Genomic DNA, 12,924 nt, shown 5'->3' on the forward strand with positions numbered 1-12,924 from the left:
TTCGGGCCGGGATCCGCCGCGTGAGGGCGGTGGCCCCGCGATCGGCGTGCGCGTCGCGCGAAGGCGCGCCGCGCAAGCACCGCGTGTCGAGCGAAGGCACCTCGCGAACGCACCGCGCGTCGCGCGACGTGCCGTCCCGGGGGCAGGAGTGAGGGCCGTCGTGCAGCGCGTGACGCGCGCGTCCGTGACGGTCGACGGCGAGGTCGTCGGGTCGATCGACCGCCCGGGGCTGGTCGCGCTGGTCGGCGTGACGCCCGGCGACGGCACCGCGCAGGTCGAGCTGGTCGCCCGCAAGATCGCCGAGCTGCGGATCCTGCGGGACGAGCGCAGCGCGGTCGAGGTCGGCGCCCCGGTGCTCGTCGTCAGCCAGTTCACGCTCTACGCGGACACCCGCAAGGGGCGCCGCCCGACGTGGAACGCCGCCGCGCCGGGACCGGTCGCCGAGCCGCTCGTCGAGGCGGTCGTCGCGGCGCTGCGCGAGCGCGGGCTCGAGGTCGCGACCGGGGTGTTCGGTGCGGACATGGCGGTCGAGCTCGTCAACGACGGGCCGGTGACGATCCTGCTGGAGTCGTCACCGGCCGCCGTCTGACGGGTCAGGACTTCGCGAACGTGTGCGACCAGATCTCCGCACCGTCGGCGTTGACGTAGACGTACCGGACCTGCGGGTCCGTCGTGATGCCCTGGCCCTCCATCTCGGGGAACACGGCGGAGTCGCACACGTCCTGGAGCTGGTCGACCTGGCCGTCGAGCGCGCTCGCCGTCGCAGGGGCGTCGAGCTGCTGCGCGTAGGTGTACGTGTAGACGACGGTGCTCGGCTGCTCGCCCGTGATCGTGATCGCGGAGTACGTGCCGTCGAACTGCGACATGAGCTGCGGGACCGTGGCCTGCAGGGCCGTGACGTACGCGTCGAGCGCGGCGGCCTGGTCGTCGCCGGAGTCGGCCGAGTCCTCGGTGGCCTCGGTGTCCGTCGCGGGCGCCTCCTTGGTCGGGGCCGCGGCCGTCGTCTCCTCGGCCTCGGGGCTCGACGACGAGCACGCCGCGGTGAGGGTGAGCGCGGTCGCGATCAGCAGCGCGGCAGCGGCGCGCCGGGTGGTGGTCTGCACGGGGTGGTCCTCTTTCGGTCTGCGTCGACGTGTGGTGCCGCCGGACGCCGGTGTCCCGAGGCGGGAGAAGTCTGGCAGGGGTCGCGTCGGTTGTCAGGGGCACCCGGAGGGCGAGACGTGACGGCTGGGCCGCGGTCGATCGGCCCGCCGCGCTGCGGGCAGCGTCCGTCACCACTCAGGAACGCCTCTGACCAGCCGATCAGTCAACACGGGTCTCCACTCGGGATGCCTGACACGGAAGGCACCATCCGCATGTCTGCACGCACGTCCTCCCGCGCCCGCCGCGGGGCCTCCGCCGCCGCCGCGGCCATCCTGACCGCCGCTCTCACCGCCGTCGCCACGGTCCCCGCGTCCGCCGTCCCGCCGGCCGCGACGGTCACGGTCGCGCCCGCGGCGCTGTCGAACGACGACACCCCCAACTTCGCCGGCACGACCGATGGCCTCGGCGGCGTGGTCGACATCACGATCGACGGCGCGACCACGTCCACGCCCTCCGACCCGCTGGGCGGCTGGGAGTTCGAGGGTCCGGCGCTCGCCGACGGCCCGCACACCTACAGCGTGGACTACGCCGGCGGGCAGATCGCCTCGGGCACGTTCACGGTCGACACGGAGGCCGACATCTCGGTCACGCCCCCGGTGTTCGAGCGCCCCGGACGGCACACGACCGCCACGTCGCTCACGTTCGGCGTGACCAGCGAGCCCGGTGCCACGGTGACCTACAGCCTCGACGGCGACGAGCCCGTCGTCGTGACCGGGAGCACGGTCCAGCTGACCGGTCTGACCGAGGGCTACCACTTCATCGACTTCGCCGTCGTGGACGCGGCCGGCAACCACAACGGCACCGCATGGGACTGGACCGTCGACTCCTCGGTCGTGGCCCCGTCCGTCCCGGAGACCCTCTCCTTCGCCGCGACCGTCGACGAGCAGACCACGATCGACCTCGACGACCACGTGACCGCGGGCACCCACACCGTCACCGGGTTCGACGCGTGGACCACGGACGGCGAGGCGCTCGGCTTCCAGTTCGACTGGGAGGACACGCACGTCGTCACGCTGTACCCGCGGACGGCCGGCACGTTCACCTTCACGTTCTCCGTCTGGACGGAGGAGGGCGAGCAGTCGAACGAGTCGACCGTGACGGTCGACGTCGCCGAGGCGCCGCTGGTGTCCGCGTCGTGGCTGGCGAAGCCCGACGCCTCCACCACGTCGACGACCGCCCGGTTCGCCGTCGCGACCGACCCCGGCGCGACCCTCGAGTACGTCGTCGACCTGCCCGAGGGCGCCCAGAGCGTCACCCCGGTCGAGGTCGACGGCACCGAGTTCACCCTGACGGGCCTCGCGGTGGGCCGGCACACGATCCGCGTCTACGCGGTGGCCGACGGCCACTACTCGCAGCCGTTGGACTACGTCTGGGAGGTCGTCGCCACGGGCTCCGCTCCCGCGCAGCCGACCGCGCCGGCCGCCCCCGCACCGTCCGCACCCGCCCCCGTCCTCTCGAAGGACGCGATCCCGGCGGCGCAGATCGCGCAGGGCGTCAAGCGCGGGGCCACCGGCCCGTCGGTCGTGATCATCCAGCGGATCGTCGGCACCCCGCAGGACGGCGTCTTCGGGCCGGCCACGCGGGCGGCGGTCGTCGCGTTCCAGCGGACCCACGGCCTCGTGGCCGACGGCATCGTCGGTCCGCGGACCTGGGCCGTGCTCGTGCAGGTCGCCAACGGCGGGACGGGTGTCCGCCCGGTCGTCACCGTGTCGATCCCGCAGGTGCTGATCAACCGCGGCATCTCGAGCGGCGCGACCGGCCAGCCGGTCGTCCTCATCCAGCGCGCCGTCGGCGCCCAGGTGGACGGCCGTTTCGGCCCGCGCACCACGGTGGCCGTGAAGGCGTTCCAGAAGGCGCACGGCCTGGTCGCCGACGGCATCGTCGGCCGCCTGACCTGGGCGAAGATCCTCGAGGTCGGCGCTCGCTGACCGGAGGCCGTACGACCGCCCGGGGCGGGTTGCCTGACCGGCAGCCCGCCCCGGGTGCGTGCACCGGGCACCCGCTGACGGTGTCGCGAGTCGCCCCTGCCGGCACGCACGGAGAAGGCCCCTCGGAGTAAGCGTCCGAGGGGCCTTCCCGTGGCCGCAGGTCCGCGTCCGCCGGAGGACCGGCGAGGACACCGCTGCGACGGTGCGGTTCCTGCCCGTCACCCGGCCTTCCTCCGGTTCCGTCGCCCGGGGGGCGTCGGCGCCGTCGGTCCGCCGCGGGCGGGAGGACTGCGTCCGGCCTTCCGGTCCGTTGCGACCCCTGTGTCGTCGTCCACAGGTCGACGAGTTGCCTCGTCGAGCTGGTCGCCCGTTCTCCGGTCGGCCCGTGCCCGACAGCCCTCGTCGCGGGTGGTCCGCCCTCGAAAGGGCCTCTCACCTGCGATCTTGATGCCGTCGAGCTCGTTGGTGAAGTTCTAGTCCTGTGTTGTGGGGGCGTGCAAGAGGGTCGGGAGGCCGACTTTTGTCCACCGGTGCGCCCACAGGTTCGTCCACAGCTCGTGCAGGGCCGACACCGGTTGCCCACAGGGCTGTGGACGGAATGTGTGGACACGCCACCCGCAGTTCACCCGTCCGGGGCAGGACGCTCGTTAGGCTGGGAGGTAGGCCCCTCGGTGTAAGCGACCGAGGGGCCTTCGTCATGTTCGCGCCCCGGTTCGCCGAGCTCCTCCCGTCCGGCTCGCGTCCGGCGGCGTCGACCCCGTCGCATCGCGTCACGCGACGCCGCGAGGCTCTCGGCACATTCACTACCGGCTGGTAGGTTTTTGGTCGTCCGTTGTCGCGAGGACGAGGAGCCGTCATGGGGTACGCACCGTTCGACGTCGAGCACGTGCTGGCCGCGCTCACCCTCAAGGAGAAGGCCGCCCTCACGTCCGGCCGCGACTTCTGGCACGCGAAGGGCGTCGAGCGCCTGGGCGTCCCCGCCCTGATGCTCACCGACGGGCCCCACGGCCTGCGCAAGCAGCGCAGCGGCGCGGACCACCTCGGCCTCTTCGACTCCGTCCCCGCCACCTGCTTCCCGACCGCCGCCGCGCTCGGGTCCACGTGGGAAGTCGACCTCGTCCGACGCGTCGGCGAGGCGCTCGGTCGCGAGACCCGCGCCCACGACGTCGCCGTCCTCCTCGGCCCCGGCGTCAACATCAAGCGGACCCCGCTGTGCGGGCGCAACTTCGAGTACGTCTCGGAGGACCCGGTCGTCGCGGGGGAGATCGGCGTCGCGCTCGTCGACGGCATCCAGAGCCAGGGCGTCGGCACGTCGCTCAAGCACTACGCGGCCAACAACCAGGAGACGGACCGCATGCGCGTCTCCGCGGAGGTCGACGAGCGGACGCTGCGCGAGATCTACCTGCCCGCGTTCGAGCGCGTCGTCACGCGTGCGCAGCCGTGGACCGTCATGTGCGCGTACAACAAGCTCAACGGCACGTTCGTGTCCGAGCACCACTGGCTGCTCACGGAGGTCCTGCGCGACGAGTGGGCCTTCGAGGGCCTCGTCGTGAGCGACTGGGGTGCCGTGCACGACCGTGTCGCCGCGCTCGACGCCGGCCTCGACCTCCAGATGCCCGCCGCCGGCCCGCGCCCCGACGAGGCCGTCGTCGACGCCGTCCGCGCCGGGATGCTCGACGAGGCCGTCCTCGACACCGCCGTCCGCCGCGTCCTGCACCTGATCGCCCGCGCGCTCCCGGCCCTGGCGGACGCCGACAGCACGGTCGACGTCGACGCGCACCACGCCCTGGCCCGCGAGGCGGCCGCGGCCGGTGCCGTCCTGCTGAAGAACGACCCCGTCGACGGCGCACCCGTCCTGCCGCTCGACGGCGGCGACGGGCTGCTCGTCGTCGGCGAGTTCGCCCGCACCCCGCGCTACCAGGGCGCCGGCTCCTCGCAGGTCGTCCCCACCCGCCTCGACGACGCGCTCACCGCGCTCCGGGCGGCCACGAGCACCGACCTGCCGTTCGAGCCCGGCTTCACGATCTCGGGCGGGCCGACAGGCGACGACGACGCGCACCGCGCGGCCGCGGTGGAGGCGGCCCGCACGGCGCGCACCGTCGTCGTCTTCCTCGGCCTGCCCGGGCCCGACGAGTCCGAGGGCTACGACCGCCCCCGGCTGGGCCTCCCCGACAACCAGGTCGCGACGCTCGAGGCGGTCGCCGCGGTGAACCCGCGCGTCGTCGTCGTGCTCGCCAACGGGTCCGCCGTCTCGCTGCCGTGGCGCGACCGCGCCGCCGCCGTGCTCGAGGCGTGGCTCGGCGGGCAGGCGGGCGGGTCCGCCGTCGCCGACCTGCTGCTCGGGACCGTCGCACCGTCCGGCCGCCTCGCGGAGTCGATCCCGCTGCGGATCGAGGACACCCCCGCGTTCGGCAACTTCCCCGGCGAGGGCGGCATCGTCCGGTACGGCGAGGGCGTCCTGGTCGGGTACCGCTGGTACGACACGCGCGGCGTCGACGTGGCCTACCCGTTCGGCCACGGGCTGACGTACACGACCTTCGGCTACTCGGACGTCCGGGCGCGGGCGCTCGGCGAAGGTGCCGACGTGCGCGTCGAGGTGTCCGCGACCGTCACCAACACCGGCGACCGGCCCGGCGCCGAGGTCGTGCAGGTCTACGTCCGCGACCCCGAGGCGTCCGTGCTGCGGCCGACGCGTGAGCTCAAGGCGTTCGCCAAGGTCGCGCTCGCGCCCGGCGAGTCGCAGACCGTGACGTTCACGCTCGACGCCCGCGACCTGTCGTACTGGCACCCCGGGCTCCGGCGCTGGGTCGTCGAGGGCGGCACGTTCGTCGTCGAGGTCGGCGCGTCGTCGCGCGACGTGCGCGGCAGCGCCTCCGTCGAGGTCGTCGGCCAGCCGCTGTGGGGCGAGCTCACCGCGTGGTCGACCCTCGCCGAGTGGATGGCGCACCCTGTGGGCGGGTCGCTCATCGGCGCCGTCCTGGCGTCCGACGACGCGCCGCCCATGGACGAGACCATGGCCGCGATGCTGGCGCAGACGCCCGCGCGCGTCTTCGCCGACTTCGGGCTGTCGCCGCTGACGCCCGAGCAGCTCGACGTGCTGGTGGAGAAGGCGAACGCCTGACACGGCGGCGACAGGGGCCGCCGCTGGCGGCACCGCGGCCGTCAGCGACGACCGCCGTCCGGCGCCTCCGGACCGCGGCCCGTCGCGATCCACGGGCACTCGGCGGTCCGCTACCGCGCGGTGTCGTCCACCGGCACGAACAACGCCGCGTAGGCGGCGCGCAGGCCCGCGGCCATGTCGACGCGCGTGCCCTGGGCGTCGGCCTCCAGCAGCCACTGGACCTGGAGGCCGTCCATGACGGCGACGAGCAGGCGGGCCGCGGTCAGCGGGTCGACGCCGGGGCGCAGGCCGCCGGCGAGGCGGCGCTCCTCGAGCATCTCGGCGGTCGTCCCCACGACGCGCGCGTAGCGGTCCTGGAAGTACGCGTGCGCGGGGTGGCCCGGTGACGTGGCCTCGCCCGAGAGGGTCGTGAACAGCTCGACGATCGCGGGGCGGCGCGCGTTGCGCTCGACCAGCAGGACGAGCGCCTCGAAGTAGTCGACGCCCGCCTCGCGGTCCGCGCGGATCGCGGCCTCGTCGATCTCGTCGCGGCGCTGGAGCACCGCCTCGAGCAGCGCGGCCTTGCTCTTGAAGTGGTGCAGCAGGCCCGGGTGCGTGATGCCGACGCGGGACGCGACCTCACGCAGCGACGCCGACGTGTACCCGACCTCGCCGAACAGTCGCATCGCGGCGTCGAGGATCTCCTCGCGCGTCGCGCGCCCACGGGCGTAGCCGGTCGGGGTGCCGCTGACCTCGGTCGACATGCGCCCAGGATGGCACGCGGCGGTCGGGTGCCGGCCCGTGTCCGCCAGGGTGAGGTCGGCCGCCCGGTCGCCTCGCGAGCGCGGGACGGGCGTGCGGCGTGCCGCAGCGGTCGGGGGAGCCGAGGTCCTGGGTCGGGCTCAGGAGTCGTCGGGGGACGGCGCGGGACCGGTCGTGCCCGAGCTGCCCGACTCGGCCGGTGAGCCGCTCGGGCCGGGGCTCGGCTTGCTCGCGGGTGCGTTGCCCGCGACCTGGTCGAGCGTGTAGCCGATCCCGGCGCCCGCGCCCGCGACGAGCAGCAGCGTGATGCCCGCGAAGATCAGCGAGCGCGCGGGCGTCAGCTTCGCGAGGCCGGCGGCGACCTGCGGCACGAGCGCCTGGACGGCCGCCGTCGGCGCGTCACGGGTACCCGCGCCCGGGTCGGACTCGGTGGTCTCCGTCGTCGTGACCTTGACGTACTCCGCGGTGAACGTCCCGCAGCCGACCGCGATGAGCAGCAGCCCGCCCGCGCACAGTGCACCGATCGCGAGCGCGCCCAGCTGGCCGGTCGAGCGCACGTCGACCAGGTGCCACACCACGGCGCCGACGCCCGCCACCAGCACCACGCCGACGACCCAGCCGACCGCGTGCCGCACCTCCAGCGAGCGCAGCGAGAACGCGGGCTCGCTCGTCGTGGTCCTCGTCGTCCTCGTCGGCACCCCGCCACCTCGCTCCCGCGCGACCCTGCGCACCTCGTGTCCCGCGTCGCGGCGTCGTGCGAGCCGGCGCGACCGCCCGCCGTGCCGTCCCGACCGCCGCCCTGCCGTCCCGACCGGCCGCGACGTGCGACCTGGTCCGCACGCTAGACCCGGGCAAACCGGGCGCGCGAGCCCCCGCGCCGCTGGCCGGGCGCCCGAGCCCACCCCAGGATGGGTCGCATGCAGATCGAGGCCGTCCGGGGGGACATCACGACGCAGGACGTCGACGCGGTCGTCAACGCCGCGAACTCGTCGCTGCTGGGCGGCGGCGGGGTCGACGGCGCGATCCACGCGGCGGCCGGGCCGCGGCTGCTGGAGGCGTGCCGAGAGGTGCGACGCACGACCTACCCGGACGGTCTGCCCGTCGGGGACGCCGTCGTCACGCCCGGCTTCGACCTGCCGGCGCGCTGGGTCGTGCACACCGTCGGCCCGAACTGGAACCGCGGGCAGCGGGAGACCGCCGACCTGGCGTCGTGCTTCACGCGGTCCCTCGAACGGGCGGTCGAGGTCGGGGCGGCGAGCATCGCGTTCCCCGCGGTGAGCGCGGGTGCCTACGGGTGGGATGCCGACGAGGTCGCGCGGATCGGCGTCGCGGCCGCACGTGCGTGGCAGGGGTCGACCGAGCGCCCGGACGAGGACGGGCACACGCACCCGAGCGGGATCGCGCTCGTGCGCTTCGTGCTGTTCTCGGCGCCCCTGCTGGACGCGTTCGAGCGCGCGCTGGGGGCACCGCACCGCTGACACGCCACGCGGCGCACCACCCGTCGTGCGCGCCGTCCCGCGGTCGCGCACGAGCCGCCGGCCCGTCCCGCGTCGCGCATGCGGGGCGGGCCCGGTGGCTCTCGGGCCGTCGTCAGCGGGTCGGGACGGGCTCCTGCCGCGCGGCGTCGGGACCGTCCACCGCGTGCCGGGCGTGCGTCGGCTCAGGTCGACGGGACAGGGCGCTCGGCCACCACATGCGCGGCCCGATGTCGAGGTTGAGCGCGGTGACGAGGATCGAGCGGACGACGAGCGTGTCGAGCAGCACGCCGAGCGCCACGGCGAACCCGATCTCGGCGAACGACACGACGGGCAGCGTGCCCAGGGCGGCGAACGTCCCCGCGAGCACCAGGCCCGCGGACGTGATGACGCCGCCCGTCGCCGCGAGGCCGACGAGCGCGCCCCGCCGGTGCCCCAGCCGCAGCGCCTCCTCCCGCACGCGCGTCATGAGGAAGATGTTGTAGTCGACGCCGAGAGCCACGAGGAACACGAACGTGAAGAGCGGGAACGACGAGTCGGTGCCGCCGAACCCGAACGCGTAGCGGAAGACGAGCGCGCTGATCCCGATGGCAGCGCCGAAGCTCAGCACGACCGTGCCCATGAGGACGAGCGGGGCGACGAGCGACCTCAGGAGCAGCACGAGCACCAGGAAGACGACGAGCAGGATGATCGGGATGAGCAGCCGGTTGTCCGCCGCGGACGCGCGCTGCGCGTCGAGGTCGATCGCGGTCGACCCGCCGACCATCGCGTCGGCGTCGGGGACGGCGTGCACCGCGTCGCGCACGCGGTCGACGGTCGCGTCCGCCGCGTCGCTGTCGGGCGCCGACTCCAGGGTCCCCTCGAGGTAGGCGAGGCCGTCGGTGACCACGGGCTCGCTCACGGAGTCCGCGTCGATGCCCTCGACGCCGGCGAACGCGACGCGGACCGCGTCGGCCTGCGAGGCGTCCGCGAGCACGACGACGGGCGCGCCCGCCCCGCCGTCGAAGTGGTCCTCGAGGACCTTCTCGCCCGCGATCGACGGCTGGGCCGTGCGGAACGACTCCTCGTTCGACAGGCCCGTCGGGTCGAGCTGGAGCCAGCCGATGCTCGCGACGGCCAGCACGGCCGCGGTCGCGAGCCAGATCCGGCGCGGGTGACGGGCGACCTGCGCGCCGATCCGCGCCCACACGCCGTGCGTCGTCGGCTCGTCGTCGCCGAGGTGCGGCACCTTCGGCCAGAACACCCAGCGGCCGAAGGTCACGAGCAGCGCGGGCAGCAGCGTGAGCATGACGAGCAGCGCGACGCCGATGCCGATCGCGGCGACCGGTCCGAGCCCGGCGGTCGAGTTCATCGTCGCGAGCAGCAGCACGAGCATGCCGGCGGCGACGGTCGCGGCCGACGCGATGATCGCGGGGCTCGCGCGGTGCAGCGCCTCCGCCATCGCCGCGTGCCGGTCGCCGTGCTTGCGGAGCTCCTCGCGGTACCGGGCCACCAGGAGAAGCGCGTAGTCCGTGCCCGCGCCGAACACCAGGACGGTGAGGATGCCCGCGCTCTGCGCGTTCACCGTGAGGTCGAAGCGGTCCGCCAGCACGTACACGACGGCCTGCGCGACGGTCAGCGCGACGACCGCCGACACGACCGGGAGGAGCCACAGCACCGGGCTCCGGTACGTGAGCAGCAGCATGACGATGACGACGCCGCCCGCCGCGAACAGCAGCGTCGAGTCGATCCCCTCGAACGCCTTCGACTGGTCGGCCGCGAGGCCCGCCGGCCCGGTCACGTACGGCACCAGGCCGTCGGCGCCCTGGGCGACAGTCGTGCGGATGGACTCGACGGTCGGCCCGAGCGAGTCCCAGCCGTCGGGCGCCTCGATCGGCACGATCACCTGCACCGCCTCGCCGTCCTGCGACGGGATCGGCCCGACGACGTCCCCGGCGAGCCCGTCCAGGTCGGCGAACGCCGCGACGTCCGCGGCGACCGTCTCCTGGTCCGACGGCCGCAGACCGCCGTCGCGCTCGTAGACGACGACCGCGGGCACCACGTCGTCGGGCTGGAACGCGGCCGCGGCCGCGAGCACCTCCGTCGACTCCGCGTCCGCGGGGAGCCACGACTCCGCGTCGTTCTCCTGCGCGCTCGTGAGCTTCCCCGCGAGCGGTCCCAGCAGCGCGGTGACGACGAGCCAGAACGCGATGACGACGTACTTCACGTAGCGGTGGGTGATCCACCCGGCGACCTGGGACATGACGGTTCCTCGGGTCTCGACGACAGGGACGGCCGGTGCGTGGTGCGGCGGTGCGGTGTGCGGGTGCGGCGGTTGCTCCGGTGCGGCAGTGCCAGGTGCGGACGGGGCGCCCCGCAGGGGTGCGCGACGTGCGCGACGCGCGTGGTCCGGGGTGCCCGGCGCACCCTCCGCGCCGGGCGTCCCCGTGAGGACGACGCTCTCGCAGAAGGGGACAGACCGGACATCCGGGATACCCCCGAATCGTGGGTCGGGGTGCCCCGAGGTGTCGAGGGCGCGCTCTCAGGGTCCGCTCAGGAAGCGGTGCCGAGCAGCCAGTCGCGCACCGCTGTCGTCACCGCCGCGTCGTCCTTCGGGGAGTGGTCGCCCGTGACGAAGACTGTGGTCAGCGGGCCGCGGACGGTCGACAGGTGCGTCGTCAGCTCGCCGGGCGAGCCGAACGGGTCGCGCCGGCCCGACACCGCCAGCACCGGCACGGCGACGTCGGGCAGGTGCTCGACCCGCAGGCGGTCGGGCCTGCCCGGCGGGTGCAGCGGGTACGAGAGCAGGACGAGCCCGGCCACCGGGAACCCCTGGGCGACCGCCATCGACGACATCCGCCCGCCGAACGACCGGCCGCCGAGGACGAGCCGCTCGGTCCCCACCCCGAGCTCCGTCGCGAAGGCGGTCGCGTGCGCGCGCAGGTGGGCGACCGCGGCCTCGGGGCGGTCCGGGGCACGGCTGCCGCGCTCGCGGTTGGGGAAGTTCAGCCGCAGCACCGGCAGCGGGGCGAGCGCCGCCTCCAGCGCGACGAGCGTCCGGTGGTCCCGGTCGGCGCCCGCGCCAGGCGTCAGCACGACCCCCGCGACGTCCACCGGCCCGCGCCTCGTCGACTCGTCCCCGCCCATGCCACCCACCCTCTCGCGCCGGCGCCCTCGCTGTCCGCGTGCGCGGGTCCGCGGACAGCGACGCCAGCGCCGCTGGACCGGCGCGGGACGACCCCGGCGTTGCGCGCCCGACGCGCCGCAGGCGTGCGGTGGCCCGTGAACCGGGTCTGGCTACCGCTCTGGCGGGCGGTGCGGTACCGAGACCCGGGTCGGCCGCCCGACCGCACCGACCGGGCAGCGAGGGCGACGGATGACGCGCCGCGGGGGGAGGGGTCAGCCGGGCAGGTGGGGCTCGACGGCGGTGAGCGCGCGGGCCACGTCGTCCGTGTCGTTCCAGACGTGGAAGGCCAGCCGGACGCCGCCGCCGCGACCCGCGACCCGGCAGCCGGCGTCGGTGAGGGCCGCGCGGAGCGTGCCGGCGTCGTCGTCGGGGAGCGAGACGATCGCGCTCCCGCCCGGGCCGAGCCCGACGCCGCCCCGGAACGCGTCCGCGAGCGCGACGTCGTACGCGCGCACGTCGTGCGGGTCGACGGTCGCGAACGCCTCGACCGCGGGTGCGGTGCCGAGCCACACGAGCCACGCGGGCGACACGTCGAACCGGCGCGCGTCGCCGGCGAGCGTCATCTCGGGGCCGTAGATCGACCGCCAGATCTCCTCGCCCGCGTACCAGCCCGCCGAGAGCGGGCGCAGGCGCTCGCGGGCGGTGTCGGCGACGGTGAGGAACGCGGCACCGCGCGGACCGGCGAGCCACTTGTACGCGGCACCGACGGTCACGTCGAAGCGGCCCGCATCGACGGGGAACCAGCCGACGGCCTGCGTCGCGTCGCACACCGTGAGCGCGCCGACGGCCCGGGCGGCCGCCACGACCGCGTCGGCGTCGGCGACCCGACCGTCGCGCGACTGCACGAGCGAGAACGCGACGACCGCCGTCGACGGGTCGACGCTCGCCGCGAGCTCCTCGAGCGGTACCTGACGCACCGTCACGCCCCGGTCGGCGTGCACGAGGAACGGGAAGACGACCGACGCGAAGTCCCCGTCGACGACCACGACCTCGGCGCCGTCGGGCACGCTCGCCGCGACGAGGCCGACGAGGCTCGACGCCTGCGCGCCGATCGCGACCGACGACGTGTCGACGCCGACGATCCGCGCGTACGCCGCCCGGGACCGGTCGACCGCGTCGTCGTACGCGGCCATGTCGATCCGCCCCGCCTGCCACGCGTCGATCCCGGCGCGCATCGCGTCGGCCGTGGCGCGCGGCGGGAGGCCGCACGTCGCCGCGTCGAGGTACCCCGGCACGCGGTCGATCGCGGCCCGCAGCGTCGTGAGCGGGTCGGTCGTGCTCGTGGTGGTCCCGGTGGGTGCGGTGCGGGCGTCGGTCGTCATGAGCCCGATCGTCACCCGCGCGGCGCCG

Annotated in this window: 10 protein-coding genes; 4 read left to right on the forward strand and 6 right to left on the reverse strand. The window is 74.9% G+C overall.

Translation table 11 applies throughout. From position 1 onward, the window contains the following. Nucleotides 1-148 precede the first annotated feature (148 nt). Entirely contained in the window at nucleotides 149-589 is a 441-nt protein-coding gene (dtd, locus tag CTKZ_RS06270) for a D-aminoacyl-tRNA deacylase (protein WP_124342147.1), read from the forward strand. A 4-nt stretch (nucleotides 590-593) separates the two neighbouring features. Here dtd and CTKZ_RS21435 read toward each other — a convergent pair whose 3' ends face one another. Beyond that, nucleotides 594-1,103, reverse strand: a complete 510-nt coding sequence (locus CTKZ_RS21435) for a DUF4854 domain-containing protein (RefSeq protein WP_160142844.1) — start codon at nucleotides 1,101-1,103, stop codon at nucleotides 594-596. 252 nt (nucleotides 1,104-1,355) lie between these two features. Between CTKZ_RS21435 and CTKZ_RS22660 the strand changes: the two genes are divergently transcribed. Both CTKZ_RS22660 and CTKZ_RS06285 read left to right on the forward strand, forming a co-directional pair. Next, nucleotides 1,356-3,071 carry a peptidoglycan-binding domain-containing protein gene (locus CTKZ_RS22660; RefSeq protein ID WP_124342148.1) on the forward strand — a complete coding sequence of 572 codons (1,716 nt, stop codon included), beginning with the start codon at nucleotides 1,356-1,358 and terminating at the stop codon, nucleotides 3,069-3,071. Nucleotides 3,072-3,927: 856 nt separating this feature from the next. Then, on the forward strand, nucleotides 3,928-6,192 hold the full coding sequence (locus tag CTKZ_RS06285) for an aryl-beta-d-glycosidase (protein WP_124342149.1): 2,265 nt from the start codon (nucleotides 3,928-3,930) through the stop codon (nucleotides 6,190-6,192). A 110-nt stretch (nucleotides 6,193-6,302) separates the two neighbouring features. On the opposite strand, the gene CTKZ_RS06290 is transcribed toward CTKZ_RS06285, so the two are convergent. Continuing rightward, nucleotides 6,303-6,935 (reverse strand): TetR family transcriptional regulator, encoded by a 633-nt coding sequence (locus CTKZ_RS06290; RefSeq protein ID WP_124342150.1) that lies wholly within the window; start codon nucleotides 6,933-6,935, stop codon nucleotides 6,303-6,305. 138 nt (nucleotides 6,936-7,073) lie between these two features. Next, nucleotides 7,074-7,631, reverse strand: coding sequence for a hypothetical protein (locus CTKZ_RS06295; protein WP_124342151.1), 558 nt, complete (start codon nucleotides 7,629-7,631; stop codon nucleotides 7,074-7,076). A 219-nt stretch (nucleotides 7,632-7,850) separates the two neighbouring features. Between CTKZ_RS06295 and CTKZ_RS06300 the strand changes: the two genes are divergently transcribed. Next, a complete protein-coding gene (locus CTKZ_RS06300) occupies nucleotides 7,851-8,411 on the forward strand; it encodes an O-acetyl-ADP-ribose deacetylase (RefSeq protein ID WP_124342152.1) in 561 nt (186 codons plus the stop codon). Between the two features lie 112 nt (nucleotides 8,412-8,523). Here CTKZ_RS06300 and CTKZ_RS06305 read toward each other — a convergent pair whose 3' ends face one another. From CTKZ_RS06305 to CTKZ_RS06315, 3 genes are all read right to left on the reverse strand, one after another. Beyond that, nucleotides 8,524-10,650 carry an MMPL family transporter gene (locus CTKZ_RS06305; RefSeq protein ID WP_124342153.1) on the reverse strand — a complete coding sequence of 709 codons (2,127 nt, stop codon included), beginning with the start codon at nucleotides 10,648-10,650 and terminating at the stop codon, nucleotides 8,524-8,526. 290 nt (nucleotides 10,651-10,940) lie between these two features. Further along, on the reverse strand, nucleotides 10,941-11,534 hold the full coding sequence (locus tag CTKZ_RS06310; protein ID WP_124342154.1) for an alpha/beta hydrolase family protein: 594 nt from the start codon (nucleotides 11,532-11,534) through the stop codon (nucleotides 10,941-10,943). Between the two features lie 252 nt (nucleotides 11,535-11,786). After that, nucleotides 11,787-12,896 (reverse strand): aminotransferase class V-fold PLP-dependent enzyme, encoded by a 1,110-nt coding sequence (locus CTKZ_RS06315; RefSeq protein WP_124342155.1) that lies wholly within the window; start codon nucleotides 12,894-12,896, stop codon nucleotides 11,787-11,789. Nucleotides 12,897-12,924 lie beyond the last annotated feature (28 nt).

Origin of the sequence: Cellulomonas algicola (assembly GCF_003851725.1) — a bacterium.
GTDB lineage: Bacteria > Actinomycetota > Actinomycetes > Actinomycetales > Cellulomonadaceae > Cellulomonas > Cellulomonas algicola.